The following is a 21,125-nucleotide window of genomic DNA, read 5'->3' as shown; positions in this document are numbered from 1 at the left end:
CACAGCGCTCATGCACGCCCGCGAATGTCGCTCCGGCGGGCGGAGTGGTCGGGAAACCTCGTTGCGGAGCGCGGGGCGGCGGGGTATCCAGACCCGAGACGAAGTCCCTGTTGGGACCGGAAAGGGGCCGGCCCTCCGCATCGACCCAGACAGGGGATGCCGGGCCGGATCGTCGGAGCCCGCCGGTGCGGGACCTGCGCTTTCCGCAATCGGAAAGGACACAACATGCGTGTATCTCTCGCCATCCTGCTGACGGCCGTCGCCGGCCCTGCCGCTGGCCATGTCGGCCATCTGGGCGAAGTTGCGGGCCATGGTCACTGGCTGGGAGCCGCGGCGCTCGGAGCGGCCATCGCGATCGGACTGTGGCAGGGGCTGCGCGGCAAGTCCTCGGACGAGGGCGATGAGGCGGAGGCCGAGGACGAGGCGCGGGACGAAGAGCCGCAGGAGGCCTGATCCCATGTCCAAGACAGGTGTGATGATCTGTGGCCACGGGTCGCGGAGCCAGGCGGCCGTGGACGAATTCGCCGTTCTGGCCCGGAAGCTGCCGGCGCTTCTGCCCCCGGACTGGCCGGTCGACTACGGCTATCTGGAATTCGCGAACCCGGTCATCCGCGACGGCCTGGACCGGCTGCGCGACCAGGGGTGCGATCGCATCCTCGCGGTGCCGGGCATGCTCTTTGCGGCGATGCATGCCAAGAACGACATCCCGACGGTGCTGAACACCTACGCCGCGCGGCACGGGGTCGAGATCACCTATGGGCGGGAGCTCGGGGTCGATCCCAAGATGATCGCCGCAGCCGCCGAACGGGTCGGCGAGGCGCTGGCGGCGGCGGGCGACGATGTGCCCCTGTCCGAAACCTGCCTCGTCGTGATCGGGCGCGGGGCCTCCGACCCGGATGCCAACGGCAACGTCGCCAAGGTGGCGCGGATGCTGCACGAGGGCATGGGCTTCGGCTGGTGCGAGGTGGGATATTCCGGCGTGACCTTCCCGCTGGTCGAGCCCTGCCTGAAACACGTGGTCAAGCTGGGCTACAGGCGCGTCGTGGTCTTTCCGTATTTCCTCTTCACGGGGATCCTGGTCGACCGGATCTACGGGTTCACCGATCGCGTCGCCGCCGAACATCCGGAGATCGAATTCGTGAAGGCGGGTTACCTGAACGACCACCCCAAGGTACTGGAGACCTTCGCCGAGCGGGTGACCGAACAGCTGGGCGAGGTGCCGCCGCCGAATTGCGCGACCTGCAAGTACCGCGTGCAGGTCCTGGGATTCGAAGCGGAGGTCGGTGCTCCGCAGGAAAGCCATCACCATCACGTCGAGGGGCAGGGCGCCTCGGCCCCCGGGTCCAATGTCGAGGACTGCGCGCTGTGCGACACCTTCTGCACGGGAGAGTGCCGGCTGGACATGGATCATCACCACCATCACGACCACGACCACGGTCACGGTCACGGTCACGACCATGGGCACGGTCATGACCACGGGCATCACCATCACCCGCAATATCCCCACGCGCAGCATCCGCACGGGCCCGAGAGCGCGCGGCGAAAGTGACGCGACCTCTCTTCGATACGCATGTGGTGGTGGACTGGTCCGCCCGGAACGCGCCCAGCCCGGCCCGTCCCTCGAAGGACGCGATATGGATCGGGATCGTCCGGGAGGGGGCCGCGCAGGCGCCCGTCTACCTCAGGACCCGTCACGAGGCGGTGGCCTGGCTGGCGGATTTCCTGTCGGCCGAAGCAGAGGCCGGGCGCCGGGTCCTCGCGGGGTTCGATTTTCCCTTCGGGTATCCGGCCGGTGTCGCGCAGAGGCTCTGCGGCTCCGACAGCGCGCTGGCCCTCTGGGACTGGCTGGCCGGGCGGGTCGCGGACGGGGCGGACAATGTCTCGAACCGGTTCGAGGTGGCGGCGTCGATCAACGCCGAGTACGACGGTGTCGGCCCCTTCTGGGGGCGGCCGGACACGGTCGATCTTCCCGCGATTCCGATCCGGGCCTCCGATCGGCACGGGACGGATCATCCGCCCGAACGCCGTGTGGCGGACGCTTCGGCCAAGGGGGCCAAGACGGTCTGGCAACTGGCCTATGCGGGGTCGGTCGGGTCGCAAGTGATCGTCGGGCTGCCGGCGCTGGCGGCCCTGCGTGCGGATCCCCGCCTGCGCGATCGACTGCAGGTCTGGCCCTTCGATACCGGGCTGGCCGTGCCGGAGGGCCGCATCGTCCTGGCCGAGGTCTATCCCTCGCTGTTGCAGACGCAGGCTCATGCCGAGCGCGCGGAGGACGAGGTGCTGGACAGCGCGCAGGTGCGGGTGGTGGCGGGTGCCCTGGCGGCGCTCGACCGGGAGGGGGGGCTGGCGCCACTCTTCCGCGGCGCGCCGGACCTCACGGGCCCCGAACGCGAGGTCGTGGCGCGGGAAGAGGCCTGGATCCTCGGGTTGGGGCACGAGGCGGAACTGGTCGCCGCCGCCCCCGACGCGTCCGGCCCCGCGCGGGCTCCGGTGCGGCAGATGCGCTATGAACGGGACCCGGCCGAGATCTATGCACAGAGTTTCGCCACCGTTCGCAGGGAGGCCCGGCTGGACAGGTTCCCCCCGGGGCTTCAGTCGGTCGCCATCCGCCTGATCCATGCCTGCGGCATGGTCGAGGTGGCCGACCGGCTGGCCTCGTCGAGCGGGGCGTGGGAGGCGGGCCGGGCGGCGCTGCTGGCCGGCCGGCCGGTCCTCTGCGATTGCGAGATGGTGGCGGCCGGCGTCATCCGGCGCAACCTGCCGGCCGGGAACGAGGTCACGGTCACGCTGAACGCGCCCGAGGTGCCGGATCTGGCGCGACGCATCGGCAATACCCGGTCGGCGGCGGCGGTCGAGCTTTGGCTGCCCCATCTGGAGGGCGCGGTCGTGGCCATCGGCAACGCTCCGACCGCGCTGTTCCACCTGCTGGAACTGCTGGACCGGGGCGCGCCGAAACCCGCGATGATCCTGGGATTCCCGGTGGGGTTCGTGGGGGCTGCGGAAAGCAAGGCCGAGCTGGCGTCCGATCCGCGCGGGTGCGAGTTCCTTGCCCTGCGCGGCCGTCGCGGCGGGTCGGCCATGGCCTCGGCGGCGGTCAATGCGCTGGCTGCGGGTTTGCCGGGGGAACAGGTCTGATGGCGGGTTGCGCGGCCGGCCGGGCACGCCTCCGGCGGGAGTATTTCAGGCAAGATGAAGCCTGGGGCGGTTCTGCGCGCCGGTGTCCGGCGCGGGTAGGCGGCGCGTCATGAGCGCGGCATGGCTGCATGTCGTCGGGATCGGCGAGGACGGGATGGCGGGGCTGCTGCCGGCCACCCGCGCCGTTGTCGAGGCGGCCGAGGTGATCGTCGGCGGCGACCGGCATCACAGGCTGTCGGACGCGGTCACGGCCGAGCGTGTCGCCTGGCCGCATCCGTTCGACGCGCTGATCGACACGCTTCGGGGGTTGCGCGGGCGGCGGGTGGTCGTGCTGGCGACCGGCGATCCGCTCTGGTTCTCGGTCGGCGCCCGGATCGGCCGGTCGATCCCGCCCGATCAGATCGTCTATCACCCGCAGCTTTCCGCGTTCCAGCTGGCCTCGGCCCGGATGGGCTGGTCGATGGCCGACCTCGAGACGCTGACGGTGCATGGCCGTCCGGTCGAACAGATGATCGCCTTCATCCAGCCCGACGCACGGCTGCTGATCCTGACGACCGGCGGGGATACGCCGGGCCGGATTGCCCGTTTCCTGACCGAACGGGGGTTCGGCAGATCCACGATGACCGTTCTCGCCAACATGGGCGGAGAGGCGGAGCTGAGGGTCGAGGGGCTGGCGGAAAGCTGGTCTCACGAGGTGCCTGCCTTCAACACGCTGGCGGTGGACTGCGTCGCCGCCCCCGACGCGGCGCTGCTGCCGCGCGTGCCGGGGCTGGCGGACGATCTGTTCCAGTCCGACGGAACGATGACCAAGCGCGAGGTGCGTGCGGTGACGCTGGCCAAGCTGATGCCGATGCGCGGGGCGCTTCTGTGGGACATCGGTACCGGCTGCGGGTCGGTCGCGGTCGAATGGATGCGGGCGGCGCGGTATGCCAGGGCGGTCGGGATCGAGCCGCGCGCCGACCGGCGGGCGATGGCGGCCGAGAATGCGCTGGCGCTCGGCGTGCCGGGACTGCAGCTGATCGAGGGCGAGGCGCCCGCGGCGCTGGCCGGGCTGGACCGGCCAGATGCGGTGTTCATCGGTGGCGGGCTGAGCGAGGCGGCATTCGCCACCGCCTGGGACCGGCTGAAACCGCTCGGCCGTCTCGTGGCGAATGCCGTCACGATCGAGAGCGAACAGGTGATGCTGGCCCTGCAGGCCCGGCACGGCGGAGAACTGGCCAAGCTTCAGGTCGCGCGGGCCGAGGCGGTCGGACGGCTTTCGGGCTGGCGGCCAGCAATGCCGGTGACCCAGTGGAGCCTGGTGAAACGATGAGCGGTCAGGCGGGACGACTGATCGGTGTCGGGCTGGGGCCCGGGGACCCGGACCTGCTGACGCTGAGGGCGGCGCGGCTGATCGGCGGCGCGCGGGTGATCGCCTATCCGGCGCTCGCGGGGGGGGACAGCTTCGCCCGCTCGATCGTCGCGGAGCTGATCCCCGACGGGTGCCGCGAGATCGTCATGGACGTGCCGATGACGGTGGAACGCGGCCCGGCGCAGGCGGCCTACGATCGCGGCGCCCGGGAGATCTCGGCCGCGCTGGAGACCGGAGCCGACGTGATCTGCCTGTGCGAGGGGGACCCGTTCTTCTATGGCTCGTTCATGTATCTCCATGCGCGGCTCGCCGACCGGTTCACGGTCGAGGTGGTGCCCGGCGTGACATCGCTGAGCGCCTGCGCCGCGCGGGCGGGTCTGCCCCTCGTCGCGCGGAACCAGCAGCTGACGGTGCTACCGGGGCCGCTGCCGGCGGCCGACCTGCGCGACAGGATCGGCCGTGCGGAGGCTTTCGCCATCATGAAGGTGGGCCGGCATCTCGGCAAGATCCGGGCGGTCCTGGCCGAGGTCGGGTTGCTGGAGCGCGCCGTCTACATCGCCCGTGTCGGACTGCCCGACGAACACGTCTGCGCGCTGGCGGATGCGCCGGACCGGGCACCCTATTTCTCGATGGTCCTGGTCGGACAGGAGGAGGATCCATGGCTCTAGAGCCTGTCATCATGGCGGTGTCCGGATCGGGCGCCGCAACCGCCCGCCGGGTGGCGGACGCGCTCGGCCTGCCGGTTTGGGGCCGGGCGGGGCGCGTGCCCGGGGCGGATCACGCGTTTCCGGACGCGCTGGCCTTCGCGCGCGAGATGTTCGCGGCGGGGCGGCCGGTGGTCGGCGTCTGCGCCTCGGGCATTCTGATCCGGGCGGTCGCGCCCCTGCTGGGCGACAAGCGGAGCGAACCGCCGGTGCTGTCGGTCAGCGACGACGGCGGTGTGGTCGTGCCGCTGCTGGGCGGGCACCGCGGGGCGAACCGGCTGGCGCGGGAGATCTCGGTGGCGCTCGGAGGCCGGGCCGCGGTGACCACCGCCGGCGACGTCGCGCTGGGAATTTCGCTGGACGAACCCCCCCAGGGTTGGAGGCTGGCGACACCGGACCTGGCCAAGGGCGCCATGGCACGACTGCTCGCCGGTGCATCGGCCCGCATCGAGGGCGACGCGGCAGAGCGGGCCGACTGGCTCGGCGGGCTCGCGGCGGCGGGGACCGGCGGCGACAGGGTGCGCATCGCGGCGACGGAGGCCCCGGCGGCCGAGGGGGTCCTGACCTTCCATCCGGTGCGTTATTCGCTCGGCGTCGGCTGTTCGCGCGATTGTCCGCCCGAGGAACTGGCGGCACTGGTGCGCGGGATGCTGGCGGAGTCCGGGATCGCGCCGGGGGCGATATCCGCGGTGCATTCGCTGGACCTCAAGGGGGACGAGCCGGCGATGATCCGGCTGGCCGAGACGCTCGGCCTGCCGTTTCGCCTGTTCTCGGCGGCCGAACTCGAGGCCGAGACACCGCGCCTGGCTACACCTTCGGAGGTGGTCTTTGCCGAGGTCGGATGTCACGGCGTCTCCGAGGGGGCGGCGCTGGCGGGGGCGGGGCCCGAAGGCGTGCTCGTCCAGCCGAAACGGAAGAGCGCCAACGCCACATGCGCCCTCGCGGTCTCTCCCGAGGTGATGCCCGGGCCGCGTGGCCGGGCGCGGGGGCGGCTGGCGATCGTCGGGATCGGGCCCGGACAGTCGGCCTGGCGGACGCCCGAAGTGTCGCGGCTGATTTCCGAGGCCGATGAACTGGTGGGCTACGGGCTCTACATCGACCTGCTGGGGCCGCTGGCGGCGGGCAAGCCGCGGGCGGACTTCCCCCTGGGCGGCGAAGAGGACCGCTGCCGCCATGCGCTGGAGCGTGCGGGCGAGGGGCGTTCGGTCGCGCTGGTCTGCTCGGGCGACGCCGGGATCTATGCCATGGGCGCGCTGGTCTTCGAACTTCTGGATCGCGGCGATGGCGAAGGCGGGGTCAGCGACGCCGCGCGACGGGCCGAGGTGGTCTGTTCGCCGGGGGTCAGCGCCCTGCAGGGGGCGGCCGCGCGCGCCGGGGCGCCGCTCGGTCATGATTTCTGCGCCATATCGCTGAGCGATCTTCTCACGCCGCGCGCCGACATCCTGCGGCGGATCGAGGCGGCGGCGACCGGGGATTTCGTCGTGGCCTTCTACAATCCCGTCAGCCGGACGCGCCGCGTCCTGCTGGCCGAGGCGCGCGACATCCTGCTGCGGTCCCGCTCGCCCGATACGCCGGTGATGCTGGCCACGAACCTGGGCCGGCCCGAGGAGCATCTGCGCTACCGGCGGCTGGCCGATCTGGACGTGAACGAGGTCGACATGCTCACCGTGGTCCTGGTCGGGTCGTCGAATTCGCGGCTGGCGAACCTGGGCGAGGGGCCGCGCATGTACACGCCGCGCGGCTATGCGCGCCGGATCGACGGCGACCTGCGCGAGGTCGGCAACCGCCATCTGGGCGACAGCACGAAGGGATCGGTCGCATGACGGTCTATTTCATCGGTGCGGGCCCGGGGGATCCCGAACTCCTGACGCTCAAGGCGCAACGGGTGATCGGGCAGTGCCCGGTCTGCCTCTATGCGGGCTCGCTCGTCCCGGCCGAAGTCGTGGCTTGCGCGCCCGAGGGGGCGCGGGTGTTGGACACGGCCCCTATGACGCTGGACGAAACCCATGCCGAGATCGTCACGGCCCACGAGCAAGGCGAGGACGTGGCGCGGGTGCATTCGGGCGATCCGTCGCTCTATGGCGCGATCGCCGAGCAGATCCGCCGGTTGCGGGCCGATGGGATCGGCTACGAGATCATCCCCGGCGTGCCGGCCTATGCGGCTGCGGCGGCCGCGCTCGGGCAGGAACTGACCGTGCCCGAGATCGCGCAGTCGATCGTCCTGACCCGGGTGAGCATGAAGTCGACCTCGATGCCCGAAGGCGAGACGCTGGCCAATTTCGCGCGGACCGGCGCGACGCTGGCGATCCACCTCGGCGTCCGCCACCTGCGCGAGATCGAGCGGCAGCTGTCGCCGCACTACGGAAGCGATTGCCCCGTGGTCGTGGCCTACCGCGTCGGCTGGCCGGACCAGATGTTCATTCGCGGCACGCTGGCGGACATCCACGCAAAGGTGCGGGCCGAAAAGATCACGCGCACCGCGCTGATCCTGGTGGGTCCGGTCCTGCAAGACATCCGCGATTTCCGCGACTCCGCCCTTTACGACCGGGATATCCCCCATGTTCTGAGGCCCAGGGTCAGGCTGCGGGAAAGCTGACAAAAGTTTCGCGAAACAGTATGGAACCTTTCCGTTAACTTGACGCTAATCTCAGGTCGGGCATCCTGTTGTCGGAGGAACAACCATGACCTATCTGCCGAAAGAGGTACGGGAGGGGCTGGAAGCGGCCCGCACGGCGGCGCTCGGGCGTCGCAACCGGCTGCGCGTCGTCATGGCGGACACCGTGGTTCCGCTGCTGCGCCTCTGGGATCACGGCTTTGCGGTTCCAGTGGCCCAGGCGCCGCGCCTGCGGGGGCTGGTGGACGTTCACGACGGGGGGCGGCACCTCTGGCAGTGCCTGATCGTCGCGGCGGCCGAAGAGGGTGACGAGATGCTTTACGAGTTCAAGCGGCAGACCGCGGCGCTGGACCGGCCGGCGCCGGATTTCGTCATTCCGCAGGATGCGCCGGCGGGGCTTCTTCCGTCCTCCTGAGCCAAGTGATTCGGCCGGAAATACGATGAAACGGTTCCGTCAGCCGGGTTTCCCGGTGCTCCGGAGTGGCCGTCGCCCCAGAAAATAGGTGACAGTGCCACATGTTTCCTTGGAAATTAAATCACTGACCTCCAGAACGTTTGACAGCGCCAATTCCCATCGGCATCTTTTGCCGGCACGACCGCCATTGCGGCAATCGGAAGCGGACGCGGACAGGGCCTTTCGGGGCGCCTGTTCCTCTCTCCGATACCGGCACGACGGCGCGACATGACGGGAGGACAACATGTCATACATCAAGACGGCACTTCGCGGGATTGCCGCCGCAGCCCTTCTTGCCGGCACCGGATCGGTCGCCATTGCGCAGGAATACACTTTCAAGATGCACCAGTTCCTGCCGGCGCAGGCTTCCGTGCCGCGGCTGATCCTGGATGTCTGGGCAGACCGGGTCGAAGCGGACAGCGACGGACGCATCAAGATCGATCGCTACCCGGCCATGCAGCTGGGCGGGCGCCCGCCCGAACTGGTGGACCAGGTGATCGACGGCGTGGCCGACATCGTCTGGACCCTGCCGGGGTACACGCCGGGACGCTTCCCGCGGGCGGAAGTCTTCGAAATGCCCTTCATCATGAGCAACGGCGAGGACACCAGCCGTGCCTACTGGCGCTACGCCGAGAAGAACATGATGGACAAGGATTTTGCCGAGTTGAAGATCCTCGGCACCTGGGTTCACGGCCCGGGCCTGATCCACTCGAAGGAGCCGATCACCTCGGTTTCGGACCTGAACGGCGTGAAGCTGCGCGCGCCGACGCGCGTGATCAACAAGCTTTTCACCGACATGGGGGCGACCACGATCGGCATGCCGGTTCCCGCGGTGCCCGAGGCGCTGTCCAAGGGTGTGATCGACGCCACGGTGATCCCGTGGGAGGTGACCACCGCGCTCAAGGTCTCGGAACTGGTCGAGAACCACACGACCTGGCCGGGCAACGCGCTTTATACCGCGACCTTCATCTGGGCGATGAACAAGGACAAGTACGAGGCGCTGCCGGATGACCTGAAAAAGGTCATCGACGACAACTCGGGCGAGGAATTCTCGGCCTTCGCCGGCCGCGTGATGCAGGAGGCGGACCAGCCCGCCCTCGAATTCGCCCAGGAACGCGGCAACAACATCATCGACCTCAGCGACGAGCAGATCGCCGAGTGGAAAGAGGCCGCCGCGCCGATCGAGACCTGGTGGGTCGAGGAAATGACCGATGCCGGCCTGGACGGCCAGGCGCTTCTCGACGAGGCCAAGGCCCTGATCGAAGAGGCCAGCCAGTAACACCACGGGCTGTCCCTCGGACGCCCCCGCCGCGCCGGGTCCACGGATCCGGCGCGTTTCATTCACCCCCGGAACAGGCTGGCCAATGACCCGCGTCTTTCTGACCCTCGCCCGGTTCGCCGCCATCCTGGGCGGTATCGTGCTGACATTCCTGATCCTGCTGACGGTCGTTTCGGTCGTCGGGCGGGCTCTGAACACCCTGATGCACGGCATGATCGACGCCGGGCTTCTGCCGGGGCTGGCGCAGCAGGTGCTGGACGCCGGGGTCGGTCCCGTCCTCGGCGATTTCGAGATCGTCGAGGCAGGGATCGCCTTCAGCATCTTCGCCTTCCTCCCGCTGGCGCAGATCAGCGGAAGCCACGCGACCGTGGATATCCTGACATCGCAACTGTCGGGCCGGATCAACCGCCTGCTGTCGGCGGTCTGGGAAGTGGTCTTCGCCGCCGCGCTGATCGTCATCGCCTGGAAGCTCTACGAAGGGATGGCGGGCAAGATGCGCTACAACGAGACGACGATGCTGTTGCAGTTTCCGGTCTGGTGGGCCTATGCCGCCTCGTTGGCCGGGGCCTGCGTCGCGGCGGTCGTGTCGGTCTATGTCGCCTTGGCCCGTGTCGCCGAAACGATCACGGGGCGTCCATTTCTGACGGTCGAGGGGGCCGCGCACTGATGAGCAATTTCGACATCGGGCTCCTGTCCTTCCCGGTCCTCATGCTGCTGATCTTTCTGCGGATGCCGATCGGGCTGGCGATGTTCGCCGTCGGTTTCGGCGGCATGTACTTCGTGACCGGGGGTACCATCGTCGCCCTGGCCCGGCTGAAGTCCGAGACCTATTCGACCTTTTCGTCCTATTCCCTGTCGATCGTGCCGATGTTCCTGCTCATGGGGCAGTTCGCCACCCTTGGCGGGATGAGCCAGGCGCTGTTCAAGGCGGCGGAAAGCTGGCTGGGGCACCTGCGCGGCGGCGTGGCCATGGCGGCGATCGGGGCCTGTGCGGGCTTCGGGGCGATCTGCGGATCGTCTCTCGCCACCGCCGCCACCATGGGGCAGGTCGCCCTGCCCGAGATGAAGCGCTACGGCTATTCCGGCGGGTTCTCCTCGGCCACGCTGGCTGCTGGCGGAACGCTGGGGATCCTGATCCCGCCGTCGGTGATCCTCGTGATCTACGCGATCCTGGCGGAACAGAACATCGCCAAGCTGTTCCTCGCCGCCTTCATCCCGGGCCTTCTGGCGGCCGTGGGCTACATGATCACCGTGTCGATCTACGTCCGGCTCAACCCGGATTCGGCCGGGGTGCGCCCGCCCGTGCCGATGGCCGAACGCTTCGGGTCTCTGATCGCCGTCCTGCCGGTCCTGATCGTCTTCGTGGTGGTCGTGGGCGGCATCTATCTCGGCCTCTTCACCCCGACCGAAGGGGCGGCCGTCGGAGCTGCGGGCACGGGGCTGATCGCGTACCTCAACGGCGGCCTGCGCGGCCGGGCGTGGCTTGACAGCTTCTTCTCGACCGCCAAGAGCACGGCGATGATCTTCTTCATCGTGCTGGGTGCGGCGTTCTACAACGGTTTCCTGGCGCTGACGCAGGTGCCGCAGGAACTGGCCGCCTGGGTGGTCGAGCGGGGGTTCAACCCCTGGGCCGTCCTGGTGCTGATCCTGGCGCTCTACCTCGTTTTCGGCTGTCTCATGGACAGCCTGTCGATGATCCTTCTGACGATTCCGATCTTCTTTCCGATCGTCTCGGCCCTGGACTTCGGCCTCGGACCCGAGGAGTTCGCGATCTGGTTCGGGATCATCGTGCTGATCGTGGTCGAGGTGGGGCTGATCACGCCTCCGGTCGGGATGAACCTGTTCGTGATCAACTCGATGGATCGCGAGACGCCGATCGTGAAGACCTACGGCGCGGTGATGTATTTCGTCGGCTCCGATATCGTCCGGGTCGCGTTGCTTGTCCTGTTCCCCGGGATCACGCTCTTCCTGCTGCGGGTCCTCGGTTAGGGCGGCCAGGGTTGCGCGCCGGACGAGGTTCGTCCGGGCGCGCGGGTCGTGCGGGCGGTCAGGCCGGCTCCGGGGTCCGGTCCGGCAGGCGGGCCAGGGCCTCTTCGGCTGAAATCCAGTCGAGCCCCTGCGCCTCGGCGACGGGCCGGCACGTGATCCGGCCGTCCGCCACGTTGAGCCCCGCGCGCAGGTGCGCATCGCGATCCAGCGCCGTCTTGACGCCAAGGTCGGCCATGCGCAGCAGGTGCGGCAGCGTGGCGTTGTTCAGCGCATAGGTCGAGGTGCGGGCCACCGCGCCGGGCATGTTCGCGACGCAGTAGTGGACGATGCCGTCGACCTCGTAGATCGGGTCCGCGTGGGTCGTGGGCTTCGAGGTCTCGAAACACCCGCCCTGATCGATGGCGACATCCACGATCACCGTGCCCGGCTGCATGCCCCCGAGCATGGCCCGGGTCACCAGCTTCGGCGCCGATGCGCCCGGAATGAGCACCGCACCGACGATGAGGTCGGCGGCTCCGATCAGGTCGTTCAGCGCCGTGGCGGTCGAATAGACCGTGCGGACCCGTCCGGCGAACTGGCGGTCGATATCCTCGAGCACGTCGTGCGATCGGTCGAGGACGGTGACATCCGCGCCAAGGCCGACGGCCATCTGGGCGGCATTGCGGCCGACCACGCCGCCGCCGATGACGATCACCCGGCCCGGCGCGACCCCCGGCACCCCGCCCAGCAGGACGCCGCGACCGCCCTGTGCCTTTTCCAGCGCATGCGCCCCGGCCTGGACCGACATGCGGCCGGCCACCTGGCTCATCGGGCGGAGCAGGGGCAGGCCGCCGCCCGGACCGGTGACGGTTTCATAGGCGATGCAGGTCGCGCCGCTGTCGATCAGGTCGTCGGTCTGGTCGGGATCGGGCGCGAGGTGGAGATAGGTATAAAGCGTCTGGCCCGTGCGCAGGCGCTCGCGTTCCACGCGCTGCGGCTCCTTGACCTTGACCACGATATCCGCCCAACCGAAGACCGTCTCGACATCCGTCACCTCTGCGCCGGCGGCGGCATAGTCGTCATCCGCGGCACCGATGCCATCTCCGGCACCGGCTTCCATCAGCACGGAATGGCCGCGCTGCGTCAGCTCGGCGACGCTCTCGGGGGTGAGACCAACGCGGTATTCGTGATTCTTGATTTCCCTGGGACAGCCGATGATCATGACATCCTCCCTGATCGGCATTTCTCTGGATGCCTTCAGCGGAACAGGATTTCCGTGCAATTTCCTTTCCATTCTCCCGCGCAGGATCACTTTCTTCGCAGCAATGTGCGCGCTCAGGCTGGATAACGACAGATTATCCTGCTCCGGGCGAAAGGTGTGAAAGGCTGTCCTTTTCGCGTCAGGCGGGCATCGGCAAGCCGAGGATCTCGCGCGCCTGCTGCCAGCTTGCCACGGGCCGTTCGTGCCGGTCGCAGATATCCACGATCCGCCGGACCAGCGCGGCGTTCGACGGCGCCAGCGTCTTTCGGTCGAGGCGCACGTTGTCCTCGAGCCCGCAGCGGGCATGCCCGCCCGCCGGAACGGTCCATTCGTTGATGGTGATCTGGTCCTTGCCGATTCCCGCGGCGCACCATTCGCTGTCGGGCAAAAGCCGCCTCATCGTCTCGATATAGAAATCGAAGGTAGGCCGATCCACCGGCATGGCATTCTTCACCCCCATCACGAACTGGACATAGGGCGTTTCGGCGATCTTGCCCTGGCGGAACATCTGCGCGGCCTGGTGGATGTGCGACAGGTCGAAGGCCTCGATCTCGGGCTTCACGCCGTGATCCATCATTTCGGCCGCGAGCCAGTCGACCAGGTCGGGCGGGTTCTCGTAGACGCGGGTGGGAAAGTTGTTCGAGCCGACAGAGAGCGATGCCATGTCAGGGCGCAGGGACAGATGCCCGCCGCGTTCCCTGCCGGCGCCGGAGCGGCCGCCGGTCGAGAACTGGATGATCATGCCGGGGCAGTGCTTTTCCAGCCCTTCCTTGAGACGCGCGAATTTTTCCGGGTCGGAGGACGGGGTCTCGTCATCGTTGCGGACGTGGGCATGGCAGATCGTGGCGCCGGCCTCGAAAGCCTCCTGCGTGGATTCGACCTGTTCGGCGACGGTGATCGGGACGGCGGGATTGTCGGCCTTGGTCGGCAGGGAGCCGGTTATGGCAACGCAGACAATGCAGGGTTTCGTCGGCATCTCGGTACCTCGGCTTCACGGCGGATCGTGGTCGGCGTCACCTATCAGAGAGGGACGCGCGGTTGAAGGCCCGAGTCTATCGCGGCAGAGGAGCAAAAAAGAAGGGGCGATCCGCAGATCGCCCCTGTCCCGTCGTTGCAGAGGGGGTCGGTCAGCCTGCCTGGCCGGCGGGCAGCAGGACGCGGTCGATCACGTGGACCACGCCATTCGACTGGTCGACATCCGCCACGGTCACCGTCGCGACGCGGCCGTTCTCGTCCTTCAGCTTCAGCTCGCCGCCTTCCATGTAGGCTTCGAGGCCGCAGCCGCCGACCGTGGGGACGACGTGCATGCCGCCATCGTCCGAGATCATGCCGGCGATGTCGGTCGAGAAGGCTTCGGTCGCGACGACGTGGCAGGTCAGGATCTGCTGCAGCTGGCCGCGGTTCTCGTCCATCAGAAGCTGGTTGAGCGAGGCTTCCGAAATCATGCCGAAGGCGTCGTTGGTCGGCGCGAAGACGGTGTAGGGGCCTTCGCCCATCAGCGTCTCGGCTAGGCCGGCAGCTTTCACGGCCGAGACGAGCGTGGTCAGGTTCGGTGCGTTGGAGGCGTTTTCCGCGATGGTCATGTCGGCCATCATCGGCGCACCGCCGACAGTCGGGTTCTCCTGAGCGACGGCAACGGTGGCGATGCCGGCGGCGGCGGCGACAGCAGCGATAAACTTGGTTTTCATCATACTTCCTCTCGGTATCTGCGACAGGCTCTATTGCCGCCGCTATGACCCGAGTTACGCGCCGCCCGGAGAACCGGTTTCAAATCGGCCGAACTTTTTTTTCCGTATAATGCCCGGGGCGAGGTGTGATCGGCAGCCCCCTCGCGCCCGGCGCGCAGCCGGGCGGGGGGGCCGGATCGGGCCGGGTCTTCCTATCCGAGCAGGCGCCGGGCGATGACCTGCGCCTGTATTTCGGCCGCACCTTCGAAGATATTGAGGATGCGGGCGTCGCAGAGCAGACGGCTGACGGTATATTCCAGCGCAAAGCCGTTTCCGCCGTGAATCTGCAGCGCATTGTCGGCGCAGGCCCAGGCCACGCGGGCCCCCAACAGCTTGGCCATGCCGGCCTCGAGGTCGCACCGCCGGTCATTGTCCTTCTCGAAGGCCGAGAAATAGGTGAGCTGGCGCGCCACCGCGATCTCGACGGCCATCATCGCCAGTTTGCCCGAGACGCGCGGGAAGTGGACGAGAGGCTGGCCAAAGGCCTTGCGGTCCAGCGCGTATTGCAGACCGACGTCCAGCGCGGCCTGGGCGACGCCGATGGCGCGGGCGGCGGTCTGGATGCGCGCGGCCTCGAAGGTCTTCATCAGCTGGCGGAAGCCCTGGCCCTCCTTGCCGCCCAGGAGGTTCTCGCCCTTCACGTGGAAATTGTCGAAGCCCAGCTCGTATTCCTTCATGCCGCGATAGCCGAGCACCTCGATCTCGCCGCCCGTCATGCCTTCGGACGGGAAGGGGTCTTCGTCGGTGCCGGGGAGCTTCTCGGCCAGGAACATCGACAGGCCGTTGTGGTCGGTCGTCTCGGGATCGGTCCGGGCCAGCACCGTCATGACGTGGGTGCGGGCGGCGTGGGTGATCCACGTCTTGTTGCCGGTGATGCGATAGTCCTCGCCATCCTTAACCGCACGGGTGCGAAGCGACGCCAGGTCGGAGCCGGTGTTGGGTTCGGTGAAGACCGCCGTCGGAAGGATCTCGCCCGAGGCGATCTTGGGCACCCAGTGGCTTTTCTGCTCTTCCGTGCCGCCGCCGAGGATCAGTTCCGCGGCGATCTCGGACCGGGTCGCGAGCGAGCCGACGCCGATGTATCCGCGCGAGAGTTCTTCGGATACGACGCACATGGAGGCCTTGGACAGGCCGAACCCGCCGAGGTTTTCGGGAATGGTCAGCCCGAAGACCCCCATCTCGGACAGCTCCTCGATGACCGACATGGGGATCAGCTGGTCCTTGAGGTGCCATTCATGGGCGTGGGGCTCGACCTTTTCGACCGCGTAGCGGCGGAACTGGTCGCGGATCATCTCGAGCTCTTCGTCGAGGCCAGAGGCGCCGAACATCGTGGCGCCCTGCTGTTCGACCATGAGTTCGGCCAGCCGCGACCGGGCGTCTTGCGTGTTGCCGGACTGGCAGAGCGTCATCACGGCGTCGGACATCAACCCGCGCTGGTCATCCTGCGACAGGCCCAGGTCCTGCAGGCGGACGATCTCGTTCTGCGACATCTGGATGCCGCCATAGATCTGCCAGAGGTATTCGCCAAAGGCGATCTGGTGGATCAACTGTTCGATCTCGCCCAGCTTGCCCTCGTTCTTCAGGTGCTCGGCCCACTTCTGCATCTGGCGGAGGGATTCCACATAAGTCGCCAGCCAGGCGAGGCCGTGGGTGGCCGTCTGGTGCCGCTCGACCGCCGGCGTGGTGATCTTTTCGTCGGACCCCAAAACAGCGGCGCGGACGCTGTTGCGCGCCTTTTCCAGAAGCTCTTCGACCGGGGCGATCGCCGCGCCCGTCAGTGCGAGGAGGTCCGGCAGGAGCACGTTGCCCGCCCCAGTGATATCCTGTCCGTCATGCGCCATGAATCATCCTCTATCCGATTTCGTCCGGGCTACCGCATTTTGCAGGTGCAGCGCAACTTATATGCGTTGACCGGCTGTCGCGCGACCTAATGTTGCGCCGCGGTTTTTCCAGTGGCAGAGCGTCGCAGCGCGGCGTAAGGGGCAGGCATGGAAATGCTCATCGACCTCGTCCCGCTGCCGGCCCTGGCGGCCTGCCTGTTTGTGGGGCTCCTCGCCGGCGTGATCAAGGGGATGGTGGGCTTTGCCATGCCGATGATCATGATCTCGGGAATGGGGTCCTTCGTCTCGCCGGAACTGGCGCTTGCCGGGCTCATCCTGCCCACGCTCGCGACCAACGGGTGGCAGGCGATGCGGCAGGGCGGGGCGGCGGCCTGGGCGGCGGTCAAACGGTTCCGGATCTTCCTGACCGTGGGGTTGGTCGCGCTGGTCGTTTCGGCGCAGATGGTCCGCATCCTTCCGGCCAACGTGATGCTGCTGTTGATCGGGGTGCCGATCGTGGTGTTCGCCGTCACCCAGCTGATGGGCCGTCAATTGACGCTGGGGGCAAGCCCCTCACGCTGGATCGAAGTCTCGGTGGCCGCCTTCGCCGGGTTCATCGGAGGATTCTCCGGGGTCTGGGGGCCGCCGACCGTGGCCTATCTGACGGCGCTGCAGACGCCCAAGCAGGAACATGTCCGCGTGCAGGGGGTGATCTATGGTCTGGGCGCCCTCGCGCTGCTGGGGGCGCATATGGCCAGCGGAGTTGTGCGCGCGGAGACCCTGCCGTTTGCCGTCGTTCTCCTCGTGCCGGCGCTGCTGGGCATGTGGATCGGGTTCAAGGTGCAGGACCGCATCGACCAGCAGGCGTTCCGGAAGGCGACGCTGGTCGTGCTGCTTCTTGCCGGCGGAAACCTGCTGCGGCGCGGGTTGATGGGCTGACGGGGCCGCGGCCGGGGCGCGGGCTGCCCTGACACCTCGCCATGACTGACAGATACGAAAGAACCGGGCGGCTGGGCCGCCCGGTCCGGGATAATCGAGGTCTGACCTGGTATCAGTTCAGGCGGATCTCGCGGTCGCTATCCACTTCTTCCGATGCGTCGTATTCGAAGTCGCGCGCATCGTCGATTTCGGCTGCCGTCAGCTCCTGCAGTTGGAGCCGTTCGTTCTGAGCGTCCATCTGGACACGGCTCAGCGGCACGGCGGTCTGGTCTTCGCCGAGGCCGAGGAAACCGCCTTCGTCGATCACCAGCATGATCTGGCCGTCGCGTTCGATCACGGCTTCTGGTTCACCGAGTTCCTCGCCGTTCGCGCCGATCACTTCCATGCCGAGCAGGTCACGCACGAGCAGGACATTCGCCATGCGCTGATCGTTGGCGTTTTCACCCTGCTCGGGCGCATTGCCGGCCGTCTGACGCTCGTTCTGCGGCTGTTCGTTCTGTTGCCGTTCGAGCCGGGCCTGACGCTCTTCCGCGGTTTCGAAGGTCACCTGGACCTCGCCCGTCTGCGCCAGTTCCACGGTGGGTTGCTGGGTGAAACGGACCGAGACGTTCGGCTCGCTGCCCTCGAACTGCACCTGCGGCTGTGCCCGGTTGATGGACAGCCCCGGCTGACCCTCGGGCTGAACGATCTCGACCTGCGGTTCGTTCGAGGCAATCTGGACGTCGCCGCCGCGGTTCACGTCCGAGCCGTCTTCGTTCTCGGCGGTCTGGCGCGTCTCAGTGTCGGTCTGGTCCGCGTCGCCTTCGGCATCGACGCCGAGATCGACCTGCAGTTCCGGATCGGGCTGGGTCACGGTCACGCGGGGCTCGCCCTGCTGCACCTCGACCTGCGGATCGGCGCTCGAGACGCGGACGGTCGGGTCGTCGGACTGGATGAAGATCGAGGGGGCCGGCACTTCCACGCGCACGACGATCTCGGGGATCTCAACCTCGACATTCGGTTGCGGCTGCTGAACCTGGATGGTCGAGGGAGCCTCTTCGACGCTGACCTCGGGCTGCGACTTGCGCACGGTCACCTGCGGCGGATCGACCTCGACGTCGACATTGGGCTCGGGCACGTTGACGGCGGCGACACCTTCGATGGTGGCCTCCTGCTCGAGTTCGACGCGCTCGCTCACCTCTTCGCTCTCGCGGTTGGTGACGCTTTCGCTGTCGCGGGCGGTGGCATCGGCCTGGTCACGGTTCTCGGCTGGCATGTCCTGCAGAACGGTGGCGAGGTCGGTGCAGGCCTCGGCATTGTCGTTGTTCAGCGCGCGAAGCACGTCCTGGCTGCGCTCGTCGGGAACCATGTTGTTGCGGTCGCGGATATGTTCGACCAGCGTGCGGCACTCCTCGTTGAGGTTCGGAACCTGACTGTCGGACAGCCGGATTTCGGTCGCGGCGGATGCGGCATGGGCCAGGATCAGCGTCAGGGCGGTGCCGAGCAGCGCGGTGACGCGGACGTTGGATCGTGTCATCATGTGACTCCTCCTTGTGTAGGGCTTCAGCCGGTCCAACCGGCGGCGGCGCCAGATGTTCCAAGCGATTTTCAGCCGAGACGCCGGAGAGGGGCTTTTCTTCGCCGAGGAGACAGGGATCGCGCGGGCCCGCGCGGGGCGGTTCAGGAGTAGACGTCCGCGCCGGGGCAGGGGTCCGGCATGTCCGGGCGGAGCGCCGGATCGAAAACCGTGAAGGTCTTGCTTATCAATGGGTCACCGTCGAGGTAGACCTCCATCGTCCAGGGGCCGGGCGCCAGTTCGTAGTCGAACTCGAAAAAGAAATAGCGCGCGCTCGGCACGCCGCCGGTGATCGACGAGGTCCAGCTTTCGGTGTCGAGATAACCGGGCCCGAACGGGGGGTGGCGGGTCACCATGGTCACCTCGAGGGTACCGGACGAGGGCGCCGTGTGAATGCGGATCCCGAAGGCGAGGCCGTGCCGGGCCGGGACCAGATCGGTCTGGTGATCGAAGCGGACGGGAACGCCGCCGCGGCGCACCTTGCCGGCGTTCGTGCCCGGGGCCGGGACGTCCCTCCCGCGGGGGACGTAGTCGCAGACGATGCCGTACTCGACATGGTCGACCGGGGGCGCGAAGACCGGCTCGGCGCGGGCCGTACCGGCCTCCGAGAGGCAAAGCGCCCCGGCCAGCAGGACGGGGCGCAGGGTTTGCAGGATCAGTCGCATGCGGCTCAGCCGATCGCGGCGGCCTTCACGTCCTCGTCGATGAAGGGCAGGTACTGGGCGAAGTTCTCGGAGAACATGTTGACCAGTTTCTGTGCCTGCCGGTCATAGGCCTCCTGATCGTCCCATGTCCGGCGCGGGTCCAGCAGGACCTGGGCGACCCCGGGGACCGAGATCGGCACGTCGAAGCCGAAGTTCGGATCCTTGCGGAACTCGGCCTCGTTCAGCGACCCGTCCAGCGCGGCGGTCAGCAGGGCGCGCGTGGCCTTGATCGGCATCCGCGATCCGGTGCCGTAGGCGCCGCCGGTCCAGCCGGTGTTCACCAGCCAGCAGGTCGCGCCGTGCTTGGCGATCTTCTCGCGCAGGAGATTGCCGTATTCCTCGGGGCGACGCGGCATGAAGGGGGCGCCGAAGCAGGTCGAGAACGTGGGCTCGGGTTCGGTCACGCCACGCTCGGTGCCGGCGACCTTGGAGGTGAACCCCGACAGGAAGTGATACATCGCCTGCGCCGGGGTGAGCCGCGAGATCGGCGGCAGGACCCCGAAGGCGTCGCAGGTCAGCATGATGATGTTCTTGGGATGGCCGCCGAGCGCGGTGTCCGAGGCGTTGGAGATATACTCCAGCGGATAGGCGCAGCGCATGTTGGCGGTCAGGCTGTCGTCCTCGAAGTCGAGCTCGAAGGTCTCTTCGTCGAAGACCATGTTCTCGATGACGGTGCCGAACTTGCTGGTGGTGGCGTAGATCTCGGGCTCGGCCTCGGGGCTGAGCGAGATCGTCTTGGCGTAGCAGCCGCCTTCGAAGTTGAAGGTGCCGCGGTCGGACCAGCCGTGTTCGTCGTCGCCGATCAGGACGCGGTTCGGGTCGGCCGAAAGGGTGGTCTTGCCGGTCCCGGAGAGGCCGAAGAAGACGGCGGTGTCGACCGGGTTGTCCTGCGCGTGGTTGGCCGAGCAGTGCATCGGCATCACGCCCTTTTCCGGCAGGATGTAGTTGAGCAGGGTGAAGACCGATTTCTTGTTTTCGCCCGCGTATTCGGTGCCGCCGATCAGGATCAGCTTCTTGTCGAAGTTCATCGCGATCACGGTTTCCGACCGGCAGGCGTGACGGCCGGGATCCGCCCGGAAGGTCGGGCAGTTGATCACCGTGAAGTCGGCCATGAAATTGTCGAGCGTGGCCCGGTCGGGACGGCGCAGCATGTGGCGGATGAAGAGCCCGTGCCAGGCCAGTTCGGTCACCATGCGGACGTTGATCGCATAGGCCGGATCGGCGCCGCCCACGAGATCCTGGACGTAGTAGTCCTTGCCCTTCATGTGATCGAGCATGTCGGCGTGCAGGTTATCGAAACCTTCCGGCGACATCTCGGCGTTGTTCTCCCACCAGATCTTGTCGGAGACATTCGTTGTATTCACGACATGTTTGTCCTTGGGCGAGCGGCCCGTGAACTTGCCGGTGGTGACCAGAAAGGCGCCCCCGTTGCCGAGACGGCCTTCGCCGTTCTTCAGCGCTGCTTCGATCAGCGCGGGCTCCATCAGGTTGTAATAGACATTGCCCAGACCCTCGATCCCCTGATCTTCAAGGCGGAATTTCGGGTTCACCCGTCCAAATGTCATGTGCCAAGCTCCTGTAGCTGCGCTGTGCGGCATCTTTTTCCGTAACTGA

General features: G+C 67.6%; 19 protein-coding genes. 12 read left to right on the top strand and 7 right to left on the bottom strand.

What is annotated here, in order from left to right:
* Positions 1-225 precede the first annotated feature (225 nt).
* The 11 genes from OB2597_RS14145 (at position 226) to OB2597_RS14095 (ending at position 11,526) form a co-directional block, all read left to right on the top strand.
* Positions 226-453: a DUF6732 family protein gene (locus OB2597_RS14145; protein WP_009806273.1), complete on the top strand. Its 228-nt coding sequence runs from the start codon at positions 226-228 to the stop codon at positions 451-453.
* A 4-nt stretch (positions 454-457) separates the two neighbouring features.
* Positions 458-1,549, top strand: a complete 1,092-nt coding sequence (locus OB2597_RS14140; RefSeq protein WP_009806272.1) for a sirohydrochlorin chelatase — start codon at positions 458-460, stop codon at positions 1,547-1,549.
* Positions 1,550-2,499: 950 nt separating this feature from the next.
* Positions 2,500-3,135: a precorrin-8X methylmutase gene (locus tag OB2597_RS14135; RefSeq protein WP_040609799.1), complete on the top strand. Its 636-nt coding sequence runs from the start codon at positions 2,500-2,502 to the stop codon at positions 3,133-3,135.
* Positions 3,136-3,244: 109 nt separating this feature from the next.
* Positions 3,245-4,447 (top strand): bifunctional cobalt-precorrin-7 (C(5))-methyltransferase/cobalt-precorrin-6B (C(15))-methyltransferase, encoded by a 1,203-nt coding sequence (locus tag OB2597_RS14130; protein ID WP_009806270.1) that lies wholly within the window; start codon positions 3,245-3,247, stop codon positions 4,445-4,447.
* The gene (gene cobI, locus OB2597_RS14125) at positions 4,444-5,154 is read left to right on the top strand and encodes a precorrin-2 C(20)-methyltransferase (RefSeq protein WP_009806269.1); all 711 of its coding nucleotides are present in this window, start codon (positions 4,444-4,446) and stop codon (positions 5,152-5,154) included. The genes OB2597_RS14130 and cobI overlap by 4 nt, the downstream gene beginning before the upstream one ends.
* Positions 5,145-7,013 (top strand): precorrin-3B C(17)-methyltransferase, encoded by a 1,869-nt coding sequence (gene cobJ, locus OB2597_RS14120; RefSeq protein ID WP_040609358.1) that lies wholly within the window; start codon positions 5,145-5,147, stop codon positions 7,011-7,013. The genes cobI and cobJ overlap by 10 nt, the downstream gene beginning before the upstream one ends.
* Entirely contained in the window at positions 7,010-7,786 is a 777-nt protein-coding gene (gene cobM / locus OB2597_RS14115) for a precorrin-4 C(11)-methyltransferase (protein ID WP_009806267.1), read from the top strand. The genes cobJ and cobM overlap by 4 nt, the downstream gene beginning before the upstream one ends.
* A gap of 85 nt (positions 7,787-7,871) precedes the next feature.
* Complete coding sequence (locus OB2597_RS14110) at positions 7,872-8,219, top strand: hypothetical protein (RefSeq protein ID WP_009806266.1); 348 nt, start codon at positions 7,872-7,874, stop codon at positions 8,217-8,219.
* Positions 8,220-8,502: 283 nt separating this feature from the next.
* Positions 8,503-9,537, top strand: coding sequence for a TRAP transporter substrate-binding protein (locus OB2597_RS14105; protein WP_009806265.1), 1,035 nt, complete (start codon positions 8,503-8,505; stop codon positions 9,535-9,537).
* 85 nt (positions 9,538-9,622) lie between these two features.
* The gene (locus tag OB2597_RS14100) at positions 9,623-10,204 is read left to right on the top strand and encodes a TRAP transporter small permease (protein WP_009806264.1); all 582 of its coding nucleotides are present in this window, start codon (positions 9,623-9,625) and stop codon (positions 10,202-10,204) included.
* On the top strand, positions 10,204-11,526 hold the full coding sequence (locus tag OB2597_RS14095) for a TRAP transporter large permease (protein WP_009806263.1): 1,323 nt from the start codon (positions 10,204-10,206) through the stop codon (positions 11,524-11,526). The genes OB2597_RS14100 and OB2597_RS14095 overlap by 1 nt, the downstream gene beginning before the upstream one ends.
* A 58-nt stretch (positions 11,527-11,584) precedes the next feature.
* On the opposite strand, the gene ald is transcribed toward OB2597_RS14095, so the two are convergent.
* The 4 genes from ald to OB2597_RS14075 form a co-directional block, all read right to left on the bottom strand.
* Complete coding sequence (gene ald, locus OB2597_RS14090; protein WP_040609798.1) at positions 11,585-12,727, bottom strand: alanine dehydrogenase; 1,143 nt, start codon at positions 12,725-12,727, stop codon at positions 11,585-11,587.
* 178 nt (positions 12,728-12,905) lie between these two features.
* On the bottom strand, positions 12,906-13,742 hold the full coding sequence (locus OB2597_RS14085) for a BKACE family enzyme (protein WP_009806261.1): 837 nt from the start codon (positions 13,740-13,742) through the stop codon (positions 12,906-12,908).
* 151 nt (positions 13,743-13,893) lie between these two features.
* Positions 13,894-14,454, bottom strand: a complete 561-nt coding sequence (locus OB2597_RS14080) for a fasciclin domain-containing protein (RefSeq protein WP_009806260.1) — start codon at positions 14,452-14,454, stop codon at positions 13,894-13,896.
* Between the two features lie 191 nt (positions 14,455-14,645).
* Positions 14,646-16,334 carry an acyl-CoA dehydrogenase family protein gene (locus OB2597_RS14075; RefSeq protein ID WP_009806259.1) on the bottom strand — a complete coding sequence of 563 codons (1,689 nt, stop codon included), beginning with the start codon at positions 16,332-16,334 and terminating at the stop codon, positions 14,646-14,648.
* 147 nt (positions 16,335-16,481) lie between these two features.
* On the opposite strand from OB2597_RS14075, the gene OB2597_RS14070 reads away from it, so the two are divergent.
* Positions 16,482-17,252 (top strand): sulfite exporter TauE/SafE family protein, encoded by a 771-nt coding sequence (locus tag OB2597_RS14070; protein WP_009806258.1) that lies wholly within the window; start codon positions 16,482-16,484, stop codon positions 17,250-17,252.
* Positions 17,253-17,364: 112 nt separating this feature from the next.
* On the opposite strand, the gene OB2597_RS21015 is transcribed toward OB2597_RS14070, so the two are convergent.
* The 3 genes from OB2597_RS21015 to OB2597_RS14055 form a co-directional block, all read right to left on the bottom strand.
* On the bottom strand, positions 17,365-18,771 hold the full coding sequence (locus tag OB2597_RS21015) for a PRC-barrel domain-containing protein (protein ID WP_009806257.1): 1,407 nt from the start codon (positions 18,769-18,771) through the stop codon (positions 17,365-17,367).
* Positions 18,772-18,911: 140 nt separating this feature from the next.
* Positions 18,912-19,472 carry a DUF3859 domain-containing protein gene (locus OB2597_RS21010; protein ID WP_009806256.1) on the bottom strand — a complete coding sequence of 187 codons (561 nt, stop codon included), beginning with the start codon at positions 19,470-19,472 and terminating at the stop codon, positions 18,912-18,914.
* A 5-nt stretch (positions 19,473-19,477) separates the two neighbouring features.
* Positions 19,478-21,076: a phosphoenolpyruvate carboxykinase gene (locus tag OB2597_RS14055; protein WP_009806255.1), complete on the bottom strand. Its 1,599-nt coding sequence runs from the start codon at positions 21,074-21,076 to the stop codon at positions 19,478-19,480.
* Positions 21,077-21,125 lie beyond the last annotated feature (49 nt).

It is taken from the genome of Pseudooceanicola batsensis HTCC2597 (genome assembly GCF_000152725.1).
In the GTDB taxonomy this organism is placed as follows: Bacteria; Pseudomonadota; Alphaproteobacteria; order Rhodobacterales; family Rhodobacteraceae; genus Pseudooceanicola; species Pseudooceanicola batsensis.
The sequence above is the reverse complement of the archived record's forward strand: the minus strand, read 5'-3'. Positions and strand labels throughout refer to the sequence as shown.

What these genes read in the sequence shown, in the direction of transcription:
- OB2597_RS14145 (WP_009806273.1), top strand. Translation starts at nt 226, where the DNA reads ATGCGTGTATCTCTCGCCATCCTGCTGACGGCCGTCGCCGGCCCTGCC.
- OB2597_RS14140 (WP_009806272.1), top strand. Translation starts at nt 458, where the DNA reads ATGTCCAAGACAGGTGTGATGATCTGTGGCCACGGGTCGCGGAGCCAG.
- OB2597_RS14135 (WP_040609799.1), top strand. Translation starts at nt 2,500, where the DNA reads ATGCGCTATGAACGGGACCCGGCCGAGATCTATGCACAGAGTTTCGCC.
- OB2597_RS14130 (WP_009806270.1), top strand. Translation starts at nt 3,245, where the DNA reads ATGAGCGCGGCATGGCTGCATGTCGTCGGGATCGGCGAGGACGGGATG.
- cobI (WP_009806269.1), top strand. Translation starts at nt 4,444, where the DNA reads ATGAGCGGTCAGGCGGGACGACTGATCGGTGTCGGGCTGGGGCCCGGG.
- cobJ (WP_040609358.1), top strand. Translation starts at nt 5,145, where the DNA reads ATGGCTCTAGAGCCTGTCATCATGGCGGTGTCCGGATCGGGCGCCGCA.
- cobM (WP_009806267.1), top strand. Translation starts at nt 7,010, where the DNA reads ATGACGGTCTATTTCATCGGTGCGGGCCCGGGGGATCCCGAACTCCTG.
- OB2597_RS14110 (WP_009806266.1), top strand. Translation starts at nt 7,872, where the DNA reads ATGACCTATCTGCCGAAAGAGGTACGGGAGGGGCTGGAAGCGGCCCGC.
- OB2597_RS14105 (WP_009806265.1), top strand. Translation starts at nt 8,503, where the DNA reads ATGTCATACATCAAGACGGCACTTCGCGGGATTGCCGCCGCAGCCCTT.
- OB2597_RS14100 (WP_009806264.1), top strand. Translation starts at nt 9,623, where the DNA reads ATGACCCGCGTCTTTCTGACCCTCGCCCGGTTCGCCGCCATCCTGGGC.
- OB2597_RS14095 (WP_009806263.1), top strand. Translation starts at nt 10,204, where the DNA reads ATGAGCAATTTCGACATCGGGCTCCTGTCCTTCCCGGTCCTCATGCTG.
- ald (WP_040609798.1), bottom strand. Translation starts at nt 12,727, where the DNA reads ATGATCATCGGCTGTCCCAGGGAAATCAAGAATCACGAATACCGCGTT.
- OB2597_RS14085 (WP_009806261.1), bottom strand. Translation starts at nt 13,742, where the DNA reads ATGCCGACGAAACCCTGCATTGTCTGCGTTGCCATAACCGGCTCCCTG.
- OB2597_RS14080 (WP_009806260.1), bottom strand. Translation starts at nt 14,454, where the DNA reads ATGAAAACCAAGTTTATCGCTGCTGTCGCCGCCGCCGCCGGCATCGCC.
- OB2597_RS14075 (WP_009806259.1), bottom strand. Translation starts at nt 16,334, where the DNA reads ATGGCGCATGACGGACAGGATATCACTGGGGCGGGCAACGTGCTCCTG.
- OB2597_RS14070 (WP_009806258.1), top strand. Translation starts at nt 16,482, where the DNA reads ATGGAAATGCTCATCGACCTCGTCCCGCTGCCGGCCCTGGCGGCCTGC.
- OB2597_RS21015 (WP_009806257.1), bottom strand. Translation starts at nt 18,771, where the DNA reads ATGATGACACGATCCAACGTCCGCGTCACCGCGCTGCTCGGCACCGCC.
- OB2597_RS21010 (WP_009806256.1), bottom strand. Translation starts at nt 19,472, where the DNA reads ATGCGACTGATCCTGCAAACCCTGCGCCCCGTCCTGCTGGCCGGGGCG.
- OB2597_RS14055 (WP_009806255.1), bottom strand. Translation starts at nt 21,076, where the DNA reads ATGACATTTGGACGGGTGAACCCGAAATTCCGCCTTGAAGATCAGGGG.